A 21,246-nucleotide genomic window follows, 5' to 3' on the forward strand; every position below is an offset into this window, starting at 1 on the left:
TATGAATTTAGCAATATGGGACATTGAATCTAGTAGCGCCAATACTTCATGGGGAAGCATTATTGAAGTAGGTGGCATTTTAGTTGATCCAAATTTTAAAGAATTAGATCGTTTTAATTTTAGATGTAGATTGCCAGAAGGAGAAGTTCCTCAAGCAATGGCTTTAATAGTTAACAAAACTAGTGTTGATTTATTAACTAAAGGAAATTTAAGTCACTACCAAATGTTATCTCAATTAGAAGCAACATTTAAAAAATGGAGCCCAGCATTGTTCATGGGTTGGTCAAATATTGGCTTTGATGACGAGATGATAAGAAACGAATTCTTTAGAGGAATTAGATACCCATATATTACAAATGCAACTCCCAACAAAAGACATGATGGTTTAAACATTGCAAGAGGTGCTCATGCAGTCGATGAAAGTGTTGTAAAAACAGAAATAAATGCAAAAGGTAATGCGGTCATGAAACTAGAATCGTTAGCTAGAATGAATGGATTTGAATCTAGTGGAGCTCACTCAGCTTTATTTGATGCAGAGTTAACTGTTAAAGTTTTAGGTTTAATCAAAAAAAATCAACCTCAAACTTGGGATACATTTTTAAGAACAGCAAACAAGAGTGATACTGAGACAATATTTAAAACAGAAAAAATGTTTACATTAGCCGAATATCATTTTGGTAAAAATTATAGATTTGTAGTTGCACCACTTCATCCAAAACATTGTATTCACCCAATATATCAATGGGGCCAAGCTTTTGATCTTAAAATCGATCCAATCCCGCTATTCGATATGTCAATTTCTGAACTTAAAAGTGCTATTAAAAAATTAAAGTTTCTAAGAACTATACGGTCAAACAAAGCTCCTATAATTTTAGATGCAAGTTATGGTTTACAAGTTGAACCATATAGCAAACTTGATCCTGATTTAATTAAAGAACGTGCAAAATTAGTAAATAGTAATGAAAAATTTTCTCAAAATATTTTAACAGCATTACGAGAAACTGCTGAAGAAAAAGCACAATTTGATTCACAGGTTGATTTATTAGCAGAAGAGACAATTTATAAAAAATTTACTCCTCAAAAAGATACGGCTTTATTTCCAAAATGGCATGCAGCTTCTTGGAAGGATAAATTAATATTATTAGATAAATTTGAAGATGAGAGAATGGTAAGCTTTGGAAAAAAGATAATTTATCAAGAATCACCAGATACACTGCCTGCTGATATGTTTAAGACTATTAAACGTGGAATAGCTGAAAGAATATTGAGCGATGAAAAAGAAAAATGGTGGACATGCAAAGAATTTTATTTTGAGTGTGATAATTTAAGAGATAGATATACCAACGAAAAAGATGAGAAAAAGCTCAAGTTTTTAGACGAAATTAATGAGTTTGTTGAAGGCATTCAAAAAAAATACGAGCAGGCATAATTAACCTCTGTTAATTAACTAAAAAAATCCCTTTTTACATATTGAATAAATAAAATAAAAATTTATATAAGAAGAATGCTTATAGATTTTAAAGACGAAGAATTTGAAACAAAAATTAAGAATGAAGATATCTCTGTAGTTCAGTTTTCTGCAGAATGGTGCGCTCCATGTAAGAGTCTTAAACCCATCATGGATAAGTTTTCAGATAGTTACAAAGATAAAGCCAGCTTTTATTATGCTGATATTGAAAATGGTGGAATTAACACTGGTTCAGCTGCTGGTGTAAGAGGTGTACCAACTGTTATTGTTTACAAAAAAGGTGTTGAAGTAGACAGAAAAGTTGGCGGAGTTGCTGAGAGCCAAATGAAAGAATTTCTAGATAAGAATATCTAGTTTAAATTTAAAACTTCTCCTGCAAGATACAAAGACCCTGTAATTAAAATAATATCATTTTCCTGAAGATCAATTGATCTAATTGCTTCCTCAACTGAATTTTTGTAATTAATATTTTTAAAATTTTTAATTTTTTTCCTAAGTTCATTTCCTCTAATAGCATTGGGTTGGTTAGGAATATCAATTGTTGTTAATGATTTAATATCTTTAAAGTAACTCATATATTCATTGTGGTCTTTGTTGGCCATCATTCCTAAAATAATATGTTTGTTACAATTTAAACTTTGAAGATATTCATTTAAGACTTTTGCACCAAGTGGGTTATGAGACCCATCTATAAATAATAAATTATTGATAGTTAAATTTTTGAATTTTCCAGATTTTAATTCTTGTAGCCGTGCGATACTTTCTATTTTAGTAATACCATTCTTAATATGTTCATCATTTATTTTGTAATCTGTTAATTGTCTAGCAGTTGCAATTGCAGTAGAGATATTTTCTAATTGAAATTCTCCAGGTAGATTGGGCTTTGGAAGTTTAAGAGCACCAAATTCATCTTCAAAATAAAAAAAATCATTTCCTTTTAATGTAAAATTATAATTTTTATTAAAGATGATTTTTTTGGAAGAATTATCTTTAATTGTATCTTCAATACTTTTGCTAATTTCATTTGAGCTTTGTTTTGCAACAATAATTTTAGAGTTTAATAAAGTGGATGTCTTCTCAAATATAATTTTTTCAACTGTTTGCTCTTCTTTTGGAAGCCAATCTAAATGATCAAGGCCAATAGCTGTTACAATGCTAGCTAAGTTTTTCTTTAAAATATTGGTTGCATCAAATCTATGAAATAAACCTGACTCAATTAAGTTAATATTTTCAGGATATTTCTTTGCATAATAAAGATATGCAACAGTTAAAATTTCAAAGAAAGTAATTTGTGCTTGATTATTAGCTTCTTCTATTTTAGAAAAAAGATTGGCTAATTCATCATCTGTTAATGGCTTGTTGTTAAAGACAAATCTCTCGTTAATCTTTTGAATGTGAGGACTGGTATAAATATTACATTTATAATTTGCTTCTTTTAAAATTGCATAAAGTGCTTGGATTGTTGAAAATTTTCCGTTTGTGCCAACAACTGAAATACAATTAATTTGGTCTTGAGGATTGCCTAATTTTTCTAAAAGATTTCTAGTTCGATCTAGACTTAAATCAATCTCTTTAGGATGCAACTTTTGTAAGCGTTCTACTATCTTCTGAATTTTCATTTTCTGATGAATTTATAGCAGAATTTTTCTTTAACAATATTGATAATAATGAACCTAATTTTTCCCTGAGATCTTTTCTTTCAACAATTAAATCCACAAATCCTGTTTTTTCCACATACTCACTTTTTTGAAAGCCATCAGGCAATTCTTCTCTAACTGTTCCTTGAATTACACGGGCTCCCGCAAAAGCTATAAGAGCGCCAGGCTCTGCTAAATGAATGTCTCCTAACATTGCGTATGATGCTGTTATACCACCTGCAGTTGGGTCTGTTAGTACAACAATATAGGGAAGATCATTTTTTTTAAGCTCATTGATTGCCAGGGTAGTTCTTGTCATTTGTGAAAGTGAGATTAATGACTCCATCATTCTCATTCCTCCACCTGAAGTAAAGACTACAAATGGTTGTTCATTTTCAATAGCATGCTGGACGCCATATAAAAATGCCTCTCCTTCTGCAGCTCCAATTGAGCCACCCACAAAATTAAAGTCTGATGCAATTGCGGTAATTTTTACATTTTTAATGTTAGTATTGATCACCATCATTCCACAATCCATACCTGTTTTTTTTCTAGCAGCTTTTAATCGGTCTTTATAAGATTTTGAATCATTCCAATTTAAAGGATCGTCTTGAGGAATTGGAGTTTTTAACACTTCATAATTATTTTTACCAAAAATAAAATCAAACCTTTGACGTGGACTTATTCTATGATGTTTATTGCAAGATGGGCAAACCCATAAATTATCTTCTAAATCTTTTTTTAAAATTGGTCCTTTACAACAAGAGGTCCAATCACTATTAGCAATTTCTTCTTTACTTGCACGTTTCTTAATTATTTTTTTTATCTTTTCACCAAAATGTATAGTTTTTTTAATCCAATTCATGCAATTTTTTTTCTTAATCTTTTTACTATATTAGTTACATTTGTGACAGGATTTTGTCTTTTCTCAATTGATTTAGATATTTCTTTACACAAAGCGCTACCAACCACCAATCCATCAGCTTTTCTTAAAGATACTATGGTTTTTTCAGTGATTCCAAAACCTATTACAATATTCCTATTCTTGTTAAGGCTTTTAATTTTACTGTAACGCTCTAAAATTTTTTTAGGTGAAACTTTTAGTTTGCCACCAGTTGTTGAAAGCATACTGATATAATAAACCATATCATGAGAGTCTTTTATAATCTTTTTCATTCTACTCGTGGACGTAGTAGGAGACACTAATTGAATAAAACTAATACCTTTTTTCTTACATTTTTTTGCAAATTCTTTATTTTCTGGATAAGGAAGATCAACAACAATCAACGCATCTACACCTACTTTTTTACAAATATTTATAAAGTTACTATCTCCATATTGATAAATCATATTATAGTAACCCATCAGTATTACAGGTTTTGATTGTTTTGATTTTTTAAAATTTTTAACTATTGAAAAAACATCTTTAATTTTAATACCATTTTTTAAAGCCCTATAAGCACTCGATTGAATCTGGCCACCATCTGCAATTGGAGTATTATGAGGAAATCCTATCTCACAAATATCAGCATATTTTGCAATTGATTTTAATATCTCAAGAGATTTTTTTTTACTATTATCTCCAGCTACTGTGTAAGTTAGTAACGCAGGTCTTTTTTCAGTTTTTACTTTTTTAAATACTAAATTAATTAAAGACATCTTAGTTAATTTTCCCCAATCTAGCTTTTAAGATATCTCTATCTTTTTTGGCATCACCGCACGAGTTTACTATAATGACAGTATCTTTGTTTAATTTTGGTGCAATTTTTATAGCTTCAGCAAAAGCATGACTTGGTTCTAAACTTGGGTTTATTTTTTCAAGTTTGGTAACTAGTTTGTATGCGTTTAAAGCATCTTCATCAGTTGCAGATGTATATCTTGCTCTCTTAGTATCCTTTAAGAAACAGTGAATAGGTGATACTCCAGGATAATCTAATCCTGCAGAAATAGAAGCAGTTTCGTTAATCTGTCCTTCACTATTCTGACAAACATAGGCTGCAGCTCCATGTAATATTCCAAGTTTAGCGCTATTAGTTAGTGGTGCAGCATGTAGTTTTGAATTTTTTGGTCCTCCAGCTTCAACACCAATTAATTCAATTTGTTTTTTATTATAATCGATAAACTCACTCCAAAAACCGTAAGCTGAACTTCCACCACCTACACAGTTAATAAGTTTAACTTTTTTTGGGATTTTTTTAAATTCTGATTGAATTTGAATTTTTAGTTCTCGTGAAATTTGAGCTGTACTCCAGCCACAAATTTTAACAAATATATTAGGGCCAACTGTTGAACCAACACACATATGTGTATTATCACAATTTGAAACCCAGTAACGCATGCATTCACTGACAGCATCAACTAATGTTTGACTTCCTGAATAAACGGGCACAATTTCAGCACCATTTTTTTTCATCGCATCTACGTTAGGCTTTTGCCTCTTGATATCTTTTGCACCCATGAATATTTTACATTTAAGGCCAAACTTTTTAGCAGCCATACTCAGCATCTTTCCAGCATAGCCAGCACCTGTATCACCAACAACATATTTTTTTCCTGCTTTTTTTGCGATAAGGCAATGAACTGTTGCGTTATAAATTTTATGAGCTCCTCCATTCGCCTCTGATACCATTTTAGCATATATTTGGGCTCCTCCTAAGTGGTTAGATAAGTTTTGAAGTTTAATAAGTGAAGTAGGGGAGCCTATATAGTTTTTAAAGTAATAGTTCCTCTGTTTTAGGAATTTTTTGTCAAACCTAAGCTTTTCGAAAAGCTCTGTTAAATCTTCAATAGGCTTCTTTAAAGTTTCAGGTATAAAGTTGCCACCAAACTTACCACCCCAAAATCCACTTTTGTTGTGCTGATCTATTAAAGGAATTTTTTTTTTAAGCTTCATTGTTAATTAGTTTAATTTTTTTTAAAAAAATATTTATTTTTGAGATATCTTTTAATCCAGATGTTTCTAGACCTCCAGAAATATCTATAATGTCTGCTATTTCTTTATAAGTTTTAAGGCTATCTTCAATTTGAATATTCCCAGCTAGCATTAATTCTTGATTAATTTTAAGATTTTTAATTAATTGATGATCAAAGGACATACTTTTCTCATAACCTTTGCTGTCAAATAGTATTATGTCTGCAAGCTCATTGTAATCTAAATATTTTACTACATCATTTTGATCTTTAACAGTTATTGCAACAATAATTTTTTTGTTATATTTTTTTTTAATTAATTTAATTTCATTTGGCATGCAATCATAAAGTTGATAATAATCGAATGGTAAATCCTTTATTTTTTCTAAAATGTTTTCATTCGGTTTAACTAATACAGCAACATATTCTGATTTTTTTTTATCAACTTTCAATAACTCTTTGAGCTTATCATATTCAACAAATCTTTTTGATTTAGGCCAATTACAAATAAACCCTACCATCTTTGGTGGGGTAGGATGGGAAGTTAAAAATTCTAGAGTTATAGGATCAGAGATCCCACAAATCTTGCAGGGTTGGATCATTGATTTAAATGGTTAATCAATCTTTTAATATTGTTTTTAATATTACCCTTTATTAAAGATCTTCCCATCACAATACCAGAAACTTTATTTTTAAAGGCATCATTAGGGGTCATTATTCTAGATTGATCATTTGCATCATCTCCGGGCATTCTTATTCCTGGTGTAACAATGAATAAGTTTTTGTATTTTTTTCTAACTATTTTTGCTTCTTGTGCAGAACATACAATGCCTGCTACACCAGACTTTTTTATTAGAGCAGCTTGTTTCAATACTAATTGTTCTACTGTTTTGGTATAGCCAATTTCTTTAAGTGATTTGTTGTTAAGGCTTGTTAAGATTGTAACTCCCAATACTTTTAAATTTTTATTAATTTTTTTAGCTTTTGTTGTAATAGCCTTAAGCATTTCAAGACCACCACTTGCATGAACAGTAATGTATTTACATTTTTTTAAATCTTTTAAACTATCTATTGCAGATAAAGCAGTTTGTGGAATATCATTTATTTTTAAATCTAACCAATAATCTTTTTTAAAGTTTTGAAGAAAGGCTCTTCCATTTTTTGAATAAAAAAACTGCAATCCAAATTTTGGAATTATTTGAAGCTTATTTGTTTTTGTGTCGTTAATTATTTTTTTTATTTCTTTTAAATTTGATGTATCACAAGCAACAAAAATATTTTTATTCATCATTGTTTAAATTTTTAAACATTTCTTTTGCCATTTTAAAGTGAATTGTTTTCTTTTCTGGTGTATTAACTTTCTCTCCAGTTTTTGGGTTTCTTGATATTCTGGCTTTCTGAATATTTGTTGAGAACATACCAAAACCTCTTAATTCAACTCTATCTCCACGTTTTAGAGCTTGTTTAATTTCATTTAAAACAACCGACACAACTTTTTCAAGATCTTTTTTGAGAAAATTTGGATATGATTTTTTAAGTTGGTTTAGAAGCTTTGATTTTACAATAGCCAATTTTTTATTCTTCTTTTTTCTTCTTCTTCTCTAGGTCGTCAGATAAAGATGAGAAAGGTAAGTTTTTTCCACTCGCTTCGGAGCCATAAGTGTCTAATGCTACTTTTCTTTCAATTTCTTCTAGTAATTTAATACTTAATACAACTTTTCTCTTATCTAAATCTAATTCTTGGATTGCACAGTCAATTCTTTCACCACCTGTAAATCTTGCAGGTCTTGCATCGGCTGCATTTACAGCTATTGCAGATTTTTTGATAATAAAGTCCATTTCACAACCTTCAGGTCTAACAACTAAACCCTTGTTATCAGATGAAATTATTTTAACAGTAATAGGTTGGTTAACTTTTTTATCATTAAACCAACTAAACGGGTCTATTTGAGTTTGACGTAAGCCAACTCTAACTTTTTGTTCAGCTGCTTTAACCTCTAATACCTTAACTTTTAATTTATCCCCGATTTTGTGTTTAGCTAACTCTTCCTCAGCATTTGCAAGGTAAGTAAGATCATTACAGTGTAAGAATGCATCAATATCTAATCCGTTTATTTTTAAGAAAATAGAGTATTCGTTTTTACTTGCAACTTCGCCTTCAACTTCTGAGCCAATAGGGTATTTGCTTTCAAATGTATCAAAAGGATTTTCAGTTGTTAGACGGTGTGAAATTGCAACTCTTCTTTTCTCTTTATCAATTTCTGTTATGACAATCGAAATTTCATCTCCTACTTTAAACATTTTTTTTGCTGAAGGATTCTTTTTTGTCCATGATAATTCAGATGTATGAAGCAATGTTGATAATCCAGGCTGAAGTTCTGCAAACAGACCAAAATCCATAAGTTTAACTACCTTAACTTTGTAAATTTTATTTAGTTCGTAGTTTGCAATATCATCAAAAGGGTCTGGAGAAAGTTGTTTAATGGAACAGCCGACTTGTAATTTTTCCCTGTCCACTGAAATCACTAATAGATCATGTTTTTCACCAATTGTAAAAACTTCATCTGGATGGTTTACTCTTGAATAAGAAATTTCTTGAAGGTGAACTAAAACATCAAGCTCACCATTAACACTAAAAAAACAACCAAATGAACTGTAACCTTTAACTTCAGCTCCTTTAATTACATCTCCAACTTTGAATTTTTCAACAATTTTAATTTTATCCTCTTTTTTAAATGAAGAAATGATCTCTCTTCTAGAAACACATGCATTCCCTCTAACTTTATCCAATTTGATAAGAGCAAATTTTTGTGGTTCATTCATTAAATGACTAATATCTTTTAATGGTTTGTCTGAAATTTGTGAACCTGGTAAAAACATTAAAGATCCAGTGTCGATGTGTTCAACAATACACCCACCTTTGACACGACCTGTAATTTTTCCCATTATAGGTTCATTTTTTTCATAAGCCTCAACAAGTTTATCCCAACCTTGAATTTTTTGCGCTTTAGAAGCTGATACTAATACTTCACCTTTTTTATCTTCTAATCTTTCAAGAAGAACTGAAATTTTTTCACCTACTTTTGCTTTATCAAGCATACCCATGCTTTTTAATTCATTAATATCTAAAATAGGTTCAGATTTTAGTCCTGGCACTTCAAGAAATACAAAGTTCTCAGTTACCTTATTTACCACACCTGAAATAATTTTCCCCTCTTCAAGGTTTGCTGTTTTTGTAAATTGTGAATTTAATAGCTGTTCGAATTCTTTTGATGCTGCAGTATCTAGATTATTGTATATTTCCATTAAGCGTTAATTTTTTTATCCATTATTTGTTTTATTTTTAGAAAGCATGATCTTTTAGATTCATTTTCGGAAGATATCAAGTATTGATCTTTTGTTCTTTTTAAAGGCGATACTTTTCTATTATAGTCACTTTTATCACGTTTTTTGATACTTTTTAGCACCTCATTGAGTGATATTTTTTTATTTAACTCTTTTAACTCCTTATATCTTCTAAGTGCTCTTGTTTTAACACTTGCAGTGATAAAAAATTTAAAATCAGCCTCAGGCATTATATTGTAAGTTATGTCTCTTCCATCAATGACTGATCCTTTATATTTATTTGCAGGATTATATGCGCATTCCATTTGAAAGTTGTGTGCTAGTTTTCTAATTTTTATATCCTTTGCAATTACTGAGGCCATATTTCCAACATCATCAGATAGAAGCTTTTTACTCTGCAAGTCTGACATTTTTAAGGTCTTCATTTTTTTTGAAACAAAAGAATAGCTGAATTTTTTTTGATTTTTTATTTTTAAGTAAGCTAAGAGACGATAAATTTTTCCAGAATCAAGATACAAAAGTTTATAATGTTTAGAAATTAGCTTTGCTTGCGTGCCAGCTCCTGCAGCAGCAGGCGAATCGATTGCTACTTGCCAGCATTTCTTTTTATATTTTTTCATATTAATTTATTTAGTGTTTATTTTTTTCATTATTTTAAGAAAATTTGGAAATGATGAATTTACAGAATCTTTATCATATATTTTCCATTTTCCACCACAAGTTAAAGCAGCAATTGTACTCATCATAAAAATTCTATGATCTTTTAGATAGTTTTTAATTACAATTGGTTTTAAGATTTTTAAATCTGGTTGACCATAAATTTTAATTGAATCTTTTGTCAATTTTGTTTTAACACCCATCATGTTCAAAATTTTAGATCCCCAGTTTAATCTTGGACTCTCTTTTTGGTTAAGTTCAGCTAAATTTTTAAAATAAGAAATACCTTTTGCTTTTGCTGCTGCTAAAAAAATAATTAAAAATTCATCTATAGCACTACTATTTAATTCTGATGGACAATTTATACCTTTAAGATTATTTGAGCTTTTTATCAAAATATCAGAAATTTTTTCACCTCTATAATTTCTTTGATTTTTTAGTGATATTTTAGCTCCCATTTTTTTTAAGATAGTAATCACTCCGATTCTTGATGGGTTGATATTTACATTTTTTATCAAAAGTTTAGAATTATTTGAAAGAGTTGTAAGTACAATAAAAAATGCACTTGAGCTTATATCGCCTGGAATTTGATAATTAAATGCTTTAATTTTTTTTGGTTGTCTAATATCTATAAAATCATATTTTTTTGTTTTTTTTATTTTAATAGGTATTTTTAAATATTTAAAAAGTAGTTCTGAGTGATTTCTTGATTTTTTTGCCTTAATAGATGTTTTACCTGGTGTAATAAGTGCTGCAAACATTACGCTGCTTTTGCACTGCGCAGAGCCCTTGTTTTCTAAATATTTAATACTTTTTACTGACTGAGAACCAAGAATTGATAGAGGTAATCTATTTTTATTTTTATAATAAAATTTAGCACCAAACTTTTCTAACGGTGAGGTTATTCTTGAAAAATCTCTTTTAGATAAGCTTTTATCACCAGCTAATTTTATTCTATAAGGTGATTTTATTAGTAACCCAAGTATTAGCCTTCCAAGTGTTCCTGAATTTTTAGCATTTATTGTTAAATTTTTTTTATATTTAAAGCCATTAATTCCATTTCCAATTATTTCGCAATAATTTTTGTAGCGCTTAACCTTTATTCCTAATTTTTTAATAGAATCTAGCGCCGCAATAACATCCTCAGACATCAAAATATTGTGAGCTTTTGATAAGCCATTAGATTGTGAAGCAATTAGTACCCATCTTATAGATAAGCTTTTATCACCGTCTACAATTATTTTTTTATTAAAGCTATTTATCTTATTATTGATTATGAGAATTTTAGACACCTTAATTAATTTTAAATGATGTTCCAAAATAAGCTGTGATAGCTCTTTGATCTTGGATTATTTCTTGGGGTGATCCTTTGGAAATAATTTTACAATTTGATATTACCATTGCTAAATCGACACAAGAAAGCAAATCCCTTGCTTGGTGGTCACATATACATACACTAATATTATTATTCATTTGTAAATCAATAATAAGTTTTTGCAGCATTTTAATTGTTAAAACATCAAGGGCCGCAAAACACTCATCTAGTAATAGTAATTTTGGATCAGATAATAAAGCGAGAGCGATAACTAACTTCTTTTTTTGACCTCCTGATAAAAACTTTGCTTTAACATTAAGAGTTGATTCAAATTCAAACCTTGAAACTAAATTATTAATTTTATATTCTCTTTCTTTTTCGTCGTTGATTAATATTTCAGCAATAGCTTTTAAGTTATCTATCAATGTGAGATCTTGAAAAAAACCTCCATGTTGAGGTACATAGCCTATTTTAAATTTTTTAGTCCTTAAGTAGATAGGGTAGCTAGTTACATCATGTCCATTTATTAATATTTTTCCATAATCTGGCTTTATCAATCCAGTTATTAGGTTAAATATTGTTGATTTACCTACACCGTTGGGACCAAGCATACCTAAAATTTCCCCCTGATTTATTGAAAAACTTATATTATCTAAAATTTGTCTATTTCCATAAGAAAGTGAGATATTTTTTAGCTCAATCAGTGGTTTTTTTTGTTTAAAAGATTTTATTCTAAAACTTTTTATAATTGCCATATCAATTTTCTTTAATTATTGAAATTTTTTTTGAATTATTTTTAGATAAAATCTTAGTATTTTTAGTAATTAAATCAATTTCCACTCTATCTGCTTCTAACTTTGTATTATTTAAATTATTATTTATAATTAAATTATTATAGGCATAAATTTTACCATCTTCAAAATTAAAATCAAGATTCTCAGTAAAAATTTCATTATCGTTGTAAGAAACTTTTATATCTTGTGAAAATTCTGTATTAAAATTTATAAGATTATAATTTGCACTCTTTGAAAAAATTTTCACTTTAGTGGAGTCTTGAAGGGTTATTATGGCTGATACAGAGTTCATTAAAATAACATTAGAAGTGATAGTACTCATATCAGCAGTTTCTGCTTGGATAAAGTAATTATTGCCATTTAAATCATTTGAGTTGTATTCAATTTTTTTGATAAAACTTTCCTCTTCAATATTAGGTTCTTCATCCTGGTTAATTAATAATTGTGGCGTGCTATCACTACGAACTTTAGTTTCGTCAGAATCGATGTAAAAACTATAAGTATAGTAGATTACGGCTAGTATAATGAGGGTTAAAATAAGTTGTAGAATTATTTTATAATTGAATTTAACTAACATCAGCCTCAAGAATTTTGTGAATATGTAAAATTCCTATTGTTTTATTTTTAGTTTTTTTATCATTAACACATAGGCTTGTAATTTTTTTTTCATTCATTAATTGTAAAGCCTTAGCTGCTAATATATCTTTATAAATAAAAACAGGTTTGTATGTCATGATCTTTTTTAACGGTAAGCTTTTAATATCTTTATATTTTTGAATACCTCTTTTAATATCTCCATCTGTGCATAATCCTGTTGTTATGCCTTTTTTATTTTTAACAATCAAAACTCCAAGTTTTTTATTAGAAATTATTTTAAGAGCTAGTTTCATTTTCATATTTTCATTTGCAAAAGGTATTTTCGTGCCGGTATACATTAAATCTTCTGCAGTTTTTAATTTTTTACCCAAACTTCCAGCAGGGTGAAATTTTTTGAAGTCAAGTTTACCAAATTTTTTATACTCCATCGAAGCAATAGCAAGTGCATCACCCAAACTTAGTTGTGCCACAGTACTAGAGGTAGGCACTATTCCATATCCAGATTCTAAAACTTCTGGAATAAATAATTTTATATCTGCAGCTTTATAAAGTGTAGAATTTTTTTTTGAGACTATTCCAATTGTTAAAATTTTATTTCTATTAGTGTATTGAATAATATTCTTCAGTTCTTCAGAATTTCCAGAGTAACTTATCAAAATCAAAATATCTTTTTTGGAAATGCTACCAAGATCGCCATGTGAACAATCACTAGCAGACAGAGTGTATGATGGACTACCAACCGAGGATAGTGTTGCAGCAATCTTGCTTGCAATTAATCCACTTTTTCCAACACCACATAAAATTATTTTTGATTGACATCTTGCAATTGAAACTACAGCATCATTAAATGAATTATTAATTGATTTTTTTAATTTTTTTAGAGCTTTTATCTCTAGGTCAATTACAGTTTTTGCAACTTTTTTATAATCTTTTTTTTTCATTTAATGGGACCATATATCGTCTTTAAATAAAGCTAAATCGAGATCAACTCTGGTTTTTAAGAATTTTAAACAATCATTATATAAATTTATTCTTTTTTCTCTTACAAGAATTTTATTTAGCTCTTCATGAATTTTGTGCAAATAAATAACATCGTTTGCACAATATTTAAGTTGAGCTGTTGATAATTCACCTCCAAAATCTGAACTTTGAAATTGTTTACTCACATCAATATTAATAAATTCTTTAATCAAAGTCTTAAGAGAATGACTATCTGAATAAGATCTGGCTAATTTTGAGGCAATCTTAGTATCTAGAATATTTTTAGTTTCTGTTTTTAAATAGTATTTTATGTGAGCCATATCAGCTCTGCCATAATGAAATATTTTTGTTACTTTTTCATCAGAAAGAATTTTATTCAAATTTGGAGCATTATAATTTGATCTATCCAACTGAACAATATGAGCATCTGAATTTCCACTAGATATCTGGATAAGACATAAAGGATCTCGCTTGACATTCAGCCCCATAAACTCTCCATCGACTGCTATAATATTGCCTAAATCTAAATCTTCTGGTAGATCATCTTTGTGAACTTTAATATCAATAGTCATTTTTAATTATATATATATGAAAGAGAAAAATTGTCTAATTTTTGGAGGCAGTGGTCAAATAGGTAGCCATTTAATCAGAAAGCTTACTAAAAATAATTATAAGGTTACTGTAGTCACTAGAAACCTTCATCAAAAGGGATACGTAATAAAAACCCAAGCCAATGCAGGCTATATAGATATAGTTGAGGCTAATATCTTTGATGAGATAAAGATTAGAAAACTTTTTGCTAAAACTAATATTTGTATCAACTTAATTGGGATTTTGTATGAAAGTGGTAAAGGAAATACTTTTAAGAATATTCACACTATTTTTCCATCTATTTTAGCAAAACTATGTAAAGAATATAAAGTGCAACAGTTTATTCATTTATCAGCGTTAGGTATTAACAGTGCTACAGATTCAAACTATGCAAAAAGCAAACTAGAGGGTGAGATTAGCATTCAAAAAAATTTTCCACTAGCTACAATTTTAAGGCCATCAGTAGTTTATTCTGTTGATGATAACTTTACTACAAATTTTATGACCATGCTAAATAGACTTCCATTTTTTCCACTTTATTATAATGGTGATACTAAATTTACTCCAATTCATTGCTCTGATTTAACAGACACCATATATCATGTTATTTCTAAAAATATATATTCTAAAATAATCGAGTGTGTAGGACCTGAAATCATTTCTTTAAAGGAAATTTTAAAAAAATTATTAAAGCTAATTAACAAGAATAGATTATTAATTCCTCTACCTTTTTTTGTTGCAAATATATCAGCAAAATTATTTCAATTGTTTCCAAAACCACTATTAACAGAAGATCAACTAACCTTACTAAAGTATGATAATATTCCTTCAATGAAATACCAAACCAATTTTGATATAGGAGTGCCAAGCACAAGGCTATTTGATCAAGAGGTTGAAAAATATTGTTATATGTGGAGAGAGGGTGGTCAGTTTTCTACTAAAAAATATAATCCCACTAATACTTAATAGAATTTTTTGAACTAAAATTGTATAATGATTTTATGATTATTAATATTATTTATATTCTAATTTTTTTAATTTTTTCTCTTTTAATATATTTAATTTTTAAGTCTATCATGAGAGGTATTGAAGGGAAAAATAAAAACAAAAAAAAATAGTTTTAAAAAAACTGTAATTAGGCAGTATTAGCTTTTTTATCAATATACTGTGGCACTTCTTCTTCTTTATCAGTAGTAGGTTCCTCTTTTTTCCCTTTTGGCTGATAAGCATATAATAAATGAAGCTTGCAATATGAAAAATCCTTTAAAGAAGATCTTCCACAAAAATAAAATGAGGATTCTTCTGGATGTCCAATAGGCCATTTGCAAGAGCTTTCATCTAGTTCTTCCAATTTTTTAGGATTCTCTGGTTCAAAATCTTTTTCAATAAGCAAAGATTTAAATTTACTCTTTCTTCCCTGTTTTTGTTTAGAATTATTCTCCTCAGAGCTACTGTCAAAACTTTGACTTGTTGAAGTATTTCTAGTTTTAATTTTTGATGATAGGTTTAATCTATGAGCTTTTCCAATTACTGCATTTCTACTAATCCCACCAATTATTTCAGCAATTTGACTGGCTGTGTTTCCCTTGCCCCAAAGTTCTTTTAATTTACCAACTTTTTCATCGTTCCAGCTCATAATCTATATTTAGTATGTTAATTAATTTTAATAACTATATACAGATCACACAGGATTGAAAAAAAAACAATAGATATTTTTGTTTTGTACACAAATCTTTCAAAATTTATATATGATTACTTATGGTTGAATTGAATAAGAAATATCAAATAAATGTAAAAAAATTTGGTTTCATAAACTGGATTGGTTTTAAAAGTTTATGGCTTAAGGAATGCAATAGGTTTATGGCAGTTTGGCAACAAACATTACTATCTCCACTTGTATCAAGTTTGTTATTTTTATCAGTTTTATCTCTAGCTTTGGGTAATAATAGAGGAGATGTACTTGGTTATTCTTTTATAAGTTTTTTGGCACCAGGCTTAATAGCGATGAGTATTTTAACCCAATCATTTAGTCATTCAGTTTCATCATTAATGATTGGAAAGATTCAGGGAAATATTGTTGATATGCTATATGCACCTTTATCAGCGCTAGAGGTTTCAATGGCAATAATATTAGCAGCCCTTACAAGAAGTTTTTTAATTGCAATAATTTCAATAGGTGTCTTCTCTTTAATAGTTGAGTTACCAATAAATAACATTTTATTTATTTTTATTTTTGGTTTTTTAAGTGCTTTTATCTTGGGATGTTTAGGATTTATTGCTGGTCTATGGGCTGAAAAATTTGATCATACAGCAACTGTCACAAATTTTGTTATTACTCCATTAAGTTTTTTATCTGGTGTATTTTATTCCATAGACAAACTTCCTAATTTTTTTCAAACTATTAGTCATATTAATCCATTCTTTTATATGATTGATGGATTTAGATACGGTTTTTTAGGGAAATCAGATGGTTCAATAACCATAGGATTAATTTATTTAACAATTTTAAGTATTGTAATGTGGTATGTGGCTTTTTTTCTTTACAAAAAAGGTTATAAAATTAAGTCTTAAATCATGAGTGCTTTAGCAAAAAATTACAATAGAAGAAAAATTTCGTTTAATTATGGAAAAGGAAGCTTTCTTTATTCAACTAATGGAAAAAAATATTTAGATTTTGTCCAAGGGATTGCGGTTAACTCTTTAGGACATGCTAATCCACACTTAATAAAAGCAATTAATAAACAAGCTAAAAAACTTTGGCATGTATCTAATGCATTCATAATTCCAGAAGGTGAAAAATTGGCTACAAGATTAGCTAAAAAAACTTTTGCTGATTTTATTATCTTTCAAAATAGTGGAGCAGAAGCAACAGAAGCAGCAATTAAAGTTGCTAGAAGATATTTCTATTCAATAGGAAAGCCAAATAAAAATAGAATTCTTTGTATAAAAAATTCATTTCACGGAAGAACATTGGCCACAATTTATGCCAGTGGATCAAAAAAAATGACAGAAGGTTTTGGACCAAAGGTTGATGGATTTGATCACTTCGAATTTGGAGATCATAAGTCACTAAAGAAATCCATAACGAGCAGAACAGCTGCAATCATGGTAGAAACTGTTATGGGGGAAGGTGGAATTAAAGTTATTCCAGATTGGTGTTTAAAAGGACTAAGAAAAATATGTAATGAGAAAAAAGTTTTATTAATTTTGGATGAAGTTCAATGTGGAATAGGTAGATCAGGTAATTTTTTTGCCTTTGAAAGCTCAAAAATTAAACCTGATATTGTACCAATAGCAAAAGGAATTGGAGGTGGTTTTCCACTTGGAGCGGTTTTAATGAATAAAAGAGTAGCATCTGGAATGACAGCAGGAACTCATGGCTCAACATTCGGTGGAAATCCATTAGCAATGTCTGTTGGAAATGCAGTTTTAGATAAAATATTTAAAAAAGGATTTCTTACTAATGTTAAAAAGTTATCAAAATATTTTCACTCTGAGTTGAACAAATTAAAAAAAGACTTTCCAAAGTTAATTAAAGAGGTGAGAGGTGTTGGTTTATTGATCGGATTACAGTTGCACAACGATCAAACAAAATTTATTCAAAAATTAATGGACAATAAATTATTGACAATTAGAGCTGCAGAAAACGTGATAAGAATACTGCCTCCACTTAATGTTAAAAAACAAGAAATAGATATGGCTATAAAAATTATCAAAAAAGTTTGCTTAATCGAGAAATAAAAATGAATCATTTTATTGCACTTAAAGACATACCCGCTTCAGACCTTAGAAAAATTGTAACTGATGCAAAAAAAAGAAAAGATAAAAGAAAGAAATTTAGTACACTTGATGTCGATAAAGATTACCCCTTAAAGGGAAAATTACTTATTCAAATGTTTGAAAAATCAAGCCTCAGAACAAGACTAAGCTTTTACCTCGCAATAAAACAATTAGGAGGTGGAACTATAACACTTAGAGCAAATGAGCTACATCTTGGAAAAGGAGGTGAAAGTTTAGCTGATACAGCAAGAATTTTATCAACTTATGGTGATGGTTTTATGTTGAGAACTGATAGTGATAAAAAAATAGAGGAATTTAGTAAATATTTAACAATACCTGTTATAAACGGGTTGAGTCCATCTTCACATCCAACACAAGTTTTATCAGACATTTTCACAGTAGAAGAGATTAAAAATATGCCTATTTCAAAATTAAATATCTGCTGGATTGGAGATTCAAATAATGTTCTTAACAGTTTGATTGCAGCATCAGTTAAGTTTTCTTTTAAATTAAATATTGGTTGTCCTAAAAATTATGAGCCTAAAAAATTTGTAGTTGATTGGGTAAAGAAAAATAAAAGAAAAATTAATATTTATAATGATGCTAAAAAAGCAGTTAAAAATGCAGATGTTATTTTTTCAGACAAGGTTATTTCTTTAAATGATAAGGTTAATAAAAGTAAAAAAATTAAAGATTTTAAGAATTTTCAAATTAATTCTAAATTAATGAACTTGGCTAAAAAAGATGTAACTTTCTTGCACTGCCTACCAAGAGGCACTGAAGTATCGAGTGAGGTTTTTTTAGGAAAGAATTCTAAAGTTTGGTTGCAAGCTCTAAATAGAGTGCACGTTCAAAAAAGTATTTTATTGTATTGTTTTGGAAAACTAAGGTAGTTGTTTGGGACTATCACTTTTTTGATTTAAATATTTAATTACAGAAGCTCTATCTTTTTCTTTTCTTAAACCAGCATAAGACATTTTAGTTCCTTTTAAATAACTAGCAGGTTTTTGTAAAAACCCATTCAATTCTTCAAAAGTCCATTCTTTACCGTATGAGGCTAAAGCTTTAGAGTATTTGTAGTCATTCACTCCACCAACTGCTCTACCAACAACATTATATAATGCTGGGCCAATCTTATTTTTTCCACCTTTATTTATCGAGTGACATGCTGCACATTTTTTAAAAATTTTTTCTCCACTCGCCACATCACCTAATGCCATAATTGCAGCAATATCTATTTTTTCCACCAATTCAACTGCCTGGGTTGTGCCTGAGGTTAATTGGCTTTCAACTTCAACCTGATATCCAGGGTTTTTTGGTTTCTTCACATGAAAAACACCATCTGCAATCTTCCCTAAACCGATTACAAGTAGTGCAACCATCAAAACTGCAGCAATAATTTTATTTAGTTCGAACGAATCCATTTAATTATAATTATTTTGGACATATAACATGATAATTAAAAAATACTTAATTTTTTATTTTGTAATTTAGCGTCTGTTAGACGCATAAAGTTGATAATTTTATAATGAAAAAAACACTAATATTAATACCGTCAAGAATGGCCGCAACTAGGTTGCCTGGCAAGCCACTTCTAAAAATTAATAATTTGTCAATTATTTCGCATGTTTTTAAAAGAGCAGAAGAAGCAAATATTGGTGAAGTAGTAGTGGCAACCGACAATCAGGAAATACTAAAAGATGTTCTTAAGAATGGAGGCAGAGCAATTTTAACAAATAAAAATCATAAAACAGGTACAGATAGAATTTACGAAGCTTACGAAAAACTTAATATAAAAAATATAGATTACATATTAAATTTACAAGGAGATGAACCTGATATTAATAAAGATGACATTATTAACTTAAATAATTTTATGATTAATCAAGATGCAGAGCTTGGAACATTGGCAGCAAAAATTGAAGATGATACAATACTTAATAATAGAAATGTAGTTAAGGTTGTTACAGATAAAAAGTTAGCTAAAAATAATTTTCCGATAGCACTAAATTTTACTAGAGACAATTTATCAAAAGATTATCAAAATAATTATCACCATATTGGAATATATTCTTATAAAACCAATATATTAAAAAAGTTTATTAGCTTAGATCAAACCATTAATGAAAAAGAAAATAAATTAGAACAATTAAGAGCTTTAGATAATAAGTTAAAAATCAACGTAGCTCTTGCAGGGACTTCTCCCATAGGTGTTGATACTCAAGAAGATTATCTAGCTATAAAAAAAATTATGGAATATAAAATATAAAATGAGCAAAATTTATATTCAAGGAACTTTTGGAGCATATTCACATCTAGCAGCACTTGAAGTTGATCCTAATGCTGAAGTTATTCCATGTAAAACTTTTGATGAATGTTTTAAAAAAACATCCTCAGAAAAAAATTCTCGAATGGTAATACCTGAGTCAAATCGTATTACAGGAAATATTGGAATAGAATATCTAATTTTTAAACACAGATTGAATATTTATGCAGAACACTTTCAAAAAATTGAACATAATTTGTTAGGACAACCAGGTGCTAACTTGAATGATATAAAAGATGTATTTTCTCACACACAAGGTTTGTCTCAATGTTCAAATTTTATTAAAAAAAATAATTTAGTTGAACACATTCGAGCTGATACAGCTGGTTCAGCAGAAGCAATTTCAAAAAAAAAGATTAAAAGTGAAGCAGCAATTGCCTCATCGTTAAGTGCAAAAATTTACAAACTTCAAATACTTGCACCCAACATTGAAAATGAAAAAGGTAACGCAACTCGATTTTTAGTTATGGGCAAAGAGATTTATCAACCAAATTTTGGAGATAAAAGATATATAACTTCTTTTTTATTTAAATTAAAAAGTAAGCCTGCTGCACTTTATCAATCTCTAGGAGGATTTGCGATTAATGGTGTAAATCTAACAAAACTTCAGAGCTATCCGGAACAAAATTCATTTGAATCATATTTTTTCTTATGTGATCTAGATGGCCATATAGAAGATCCAAAAGTTCAAAAATCCTTAGAAGAATTAGGACTTCATTGTCAAGATTTTCACGTGTTGGGTGTTTTTGAAGCTGATAAATTTAGAGAAAAATAATTCAGAAACTTTTCTTGTAGATTAGAAAACATTACTGTTATAATAGTTCTGGAGGCTAGAGGTGAATGCT

24 protein-coding genes are annotated in these 21,246 nt (G+C 29.0%); 8 read left to right on the plus strand and 16 right to left on the minus strand.

Annotated features, from left to right (window positions below; genetic code table 11):
• Position 1 precedes the first annotated feature (1 nt).
• On the plus strand, positions 2–1,429 hold the full coding sequence (locus tag ABXT47_RS00400) for an exonuclease domain-containing protein (protein WP_415308549.1): 1,428 nt from the start codon (positions 2–4) through the stop codon (positions 1,427–1,429).
• 75 nt (positions 1,430–1,504) lie between these two features.
• Positions 1,505–1,822: a thioredoxin family protein gene (locus tag ABXT47_RS00405; protein WP_271482804.1), complete on the plus strand. Its 318-nt coding sequence runs from the start codon at positions 1,505–1,507 to the stop codon at positions 1,820–1,822.
• On the opposite strand, the gene ABXT47_RS00410 is transcribed toward ABXT47_RS00405, so the two are convergent.
• From ABXT47_RS00410 to ABXT47_RS00475, 14 genes are read right to left on the minus strand one after another with little or no spacing between them, the layout of a single operon-like run.
• Entirely contained in the window at positions 1,819–3,087 is a 1,269-nt protein-coding gene (locus tag ABXT47_RS00410; RefSeq protein ID WP_415308551.1) for a bifunctional folylpolyglutamate synthase/dihydrofolate synthase, read from the minus strand. The two genes, ABXT47_RS00405 and ABXT47_RS00410, sit on opposite strands and share 4 nt — an antisense overlap.
• On the minus strand, positions 3,041–3,970 hold the full coding sequence (locus ABXT47_RS00415) for an acetyl-CoA carboxylase carboxyltransferase subunit beta (protein ID WP_415308553.1): 930 nt from the start codon (positions 3,968–3,970) through the stop codon (positions 3,041–3,043). The genes ABXT47_RS00410 and ABXT47_RS00415 overlap by 47 nt, the downstream gene beginning before the upstream one ends.
• Positions 3,967–4,764: a tryptophan synthase subunit alpha gene (gene trpA, locus ABXT47_RS00420; RefSeq protein WP_415308555.1), complete on the minus strand. Its 798-nt coding sequence runs from the start codon at positions 4,762–4,764 to the stop codon at positions 3,967–3,969. The genes ABXT47_RS00415 and trpA overlap by 4 nt, the downstream gene beginning before the upstream one ends.
• A 1-nt stretch (position 4,765) precedes the next feature.
• The gene (gene trpB, locus ABXT47_RS00425; protein WP_415308557.1) at positions 4,766–5,998 is read right to left on the minus strand and encodes a tryptophan synthase subunit beta; all 1,233 of its coding nucleotides are present in this window, start codon (positions 5,996–5,998) and stop codon (positions 4,766–4,768) included.
• Entirely contained in the window at positions 5,988–6,617 is a 630-nt protein-coding gene (locus tag ABXT47_RS00430; RefSeq protein ID WP_415308558.1) for a phosphoribosylanthranilate isomerase, read from the minus strand. The genes trpB and ABXT47_RS00430 overlap by 11 nt, the downstream gene beginning before the upstream one ends.
• Positions 6,614–7,306 (minus strand): orotidine-5'-phosphate decarboxylase, encoded by a 693-nt coding sequence (gene pyrF, locus ABXT47_RS00435; protein WP_415308560.1) that lies wholly within the window; start codon positions 7,304–7,306, stop codon positions 6,614–6,616. Before pyrF ends, ABXT47_RS00430 begins: the two co-directional genes overlap by 4 nt.
• Complete coding sequence (locus ABXT47_RS00440) at positions 7,296–7,586, minus strand: HU family DNA-binding protein (protein ID WP_415308562.1); 291 nt, start codon at positions 7,584–7,586, stop codon at positions 7,296–7,298. The genes pyrF and ABXT47_RS00440 overlap by 11 nt, the downstream gene beginning before the upstream one ends.
• 4 nt (positions 7,587–7,590) lie before the next feature.
• Positions 7,591–9,321: a S1 RNA-binding domain-containing protein gene (locus tag ABXT47_RS00445; RefSeq protein WP_415308564.1), complete on the minus strand. Its 1,731-nt coding sequence runs from the start codon at positions 9,319–9,321 to the stop codon at positions 7,591–7,593.
• A complete protein-coding gene (locus ABXT47_RS00450) occupies positions 9,321–9,980 on the minus strand; it encodes a (d)CMP kinase (RefSeq protein ID WP_415308566.1) in 660 nt (219 codons plus the stop codon). The genes ABXT47_RS00445 and ABXT47_RS00450 overlap by 1 nt, the downstream gene beginning before the upstream one ends.
• Positions 9,981–9,986: 6 nt before the next feature.
• Entirely contained in the window at positions 9,987–11,309 is a 1,323-nt protein-coding gene (aroA, locus tag ABXT47_RS00455; RefSeq protein ID WP_415308567.1) for a 3-phosphoshikimate 1-carboxyvinyltransferase, read from the minus strand.
• Between the two features lies 1 nt (position 11,310).
• Positions 11,311–12,087, minus strand: a complete 777-nt coding sequence (locus tag ABXT47_RS00460; RefSeq protein WP_415308569.1) for an ATP-binding cassette domain-containing protein — start codon at positions 12,085–12,087, stop codon at positions 11,311–11,313.
• 1 nt (position 12,088) lies between these two features.
• Positions 12,089–12,703 (minus strand): hypothetical protein, encoded by a 615-nt coding sequence (locus ABXT47_RS00465; RefSeq protein ID WP_415308571.1) that lies wholly within the window; start codon positions 12,701–12,703, stop codon positions 12,089–12,091.
• Positions 12,693–13,664, minus strand: coding sequence for a KpsF/GutQ family sugar-phosphate isomerase (locus ABXT47_RS00470; protein ID WP_415308573.1), 972 nt, complete (start codon positions 13,662–13,664; stop codon positions 12,693–12,695). Before ABXT47_RS00470 ends, ABXT47_RS00465 begins: the two co-directional genes overlap by 11 nt.
• Positions 13,665–14,276: a ribonuclease D gene (locus ABXT47_RS00475; protein ID WP_415308575.1), complete on the minus strand. Its 612-nt coding sequence runs from the start codon at positions 14,274–14,276 to the stop codon at positions 13,665–13,667.
• A 16-nt stretch (positions 14,277–14,292) separates the two neighbouring features.
• Here ABXT47_RS00475 and ABXT47_RS00480 point away from each other — a divergent pair, with 16 nt between their 5' ends.
• Positions 14,293–15,261 (plus strand): complex I NDUFA9 subunit family protein, encoded by a 969-nt coding sequence (locus ABXT47_RS00480; protein ID WP_415308577.1) that lies wholly within the window; start codon positions 14,293–14,295, stop codon positions 15,259–15,261.
• Positions 15,262–15,430: 169 nt separating this feature from the next.
• On the opposite strand, the gene ABXT47_RS00485 is transcribed toward ABXT47_RS00480, so the two are convergent.
• Positions 15,431–15,931 (minus strand): GcrA family cell cycle regulator, encoded by a 501-nt coding sequence (locus ABXT47_RS00485; RefSeq protein ID WP_415308579.1) that lies wholly within the window; start codon positions 15,929–15,931, stop codon positions 15,431–15,433.
• Positions 15,932–16,053: 122 nt separating this feature from the next.
• On the opposite strand from ABXT47_RS00485, the gene ABXT47_RS00490 reads away from it, so the two are divergent.
• Genes ABXT47_RS00490 through argF form a run of 3 tightly spaced genes read left to right on the plus strand, consistent with a single transcriptional unit; the run spans position 16,054 to position 18,968 of the window.
• Positions 16,054–16,866, plus strand: coding sequence for an ABC transporter permease (locus ABXT47_RS00490; RefSeq protein ID WP_415308580.1), 813 nt, complete (start codon positions 16,054–16,056; stop codon positions 16,864–16,866).
• Between the two features lie 3 nt (positions 16,867–16,869).
• Complete coding sequence (locus ABXT47_RS00495) at positions 16,870–18,036, plus strand: aspartate aminotransferase family protein (protein ID WP_415308582.1); 1,167 nt, start codon at positions 16,870–16,872, stop codon at positions 18,034–18,036.
• Positions 18,037–18,038: 2 nt separating this feature from the next.
• Complete coding sequence (gene argF / locus ABXT47_RS00500) at positions 18,039–18,968, plus strand: ornithine carbamoyltransferase (RefSeq protein ID WP_415308584.1); 930 nt, start codon at positions 18,039–18,041, stop codon at positions 18,966–18,968.
• On the opposite strand, the gene ABXT47_RS00505 is transcribed toward argF, so the two are convergent.
• Positions 18,960–19,499, minus strand: coding sequence for a c-type cytochrome (locus ABXT47_RS00505; RefSeq protein WP_415308586.1), 540 nt, complete (start codon positions 19,497–19,499; stop codon positions 18,960–18,962). The genes argF and ABXT47_RS00505 overlap by 9 nt on opposite strands.
• Positions 19,500–19,603: 104 nt before the next feature.
• Between ABXT47_RS00505 and kdsB the strand changes: the two genes are divergently transcribed.
• Both kdsB and ABXT47_RS00515 read left to right on the plus strand, forming a co-directional pair.
• Complete coding sequence (gene kdsB, locus ABXT47_RS00510; protein ID WP_415308588.1) at positions 19,604–20,344, plus strand: 3-deoxy-manno-octulosonate cytidylyltransferase; 741 nt, start codon at positions 19,604–19,606, stop codon at positions 20,342–20,344.
• Position 20,345: 1 nt separating this feature from the next.
• Positions 20,346–21,176 (plus strand): prephenate dehydratase domain-containing protein, encoded by an 831-nt coding sequence (locus ABXT47_RS00515; RefSeq protein WP_415308590.1) that lies wholly within the window; start codon positions 20,346–20,348, stop codon positions 21,174–21,176.
• The last annotated feature ends 70 nt before the right edge of the window (positions 21,177–21,246 follow it).

Source organism: Candidatus Pelagibacter sp. Uisw_099_02, assembly GCF_047727625.1.
In the GTDB taxonomy this organism is placed as follows: domain Bacteria; phylum Pseudomonadota; class Alphaproteobacteria; order Pelagibacterales; family Pelagibacteraceae; genus Pelagibacter.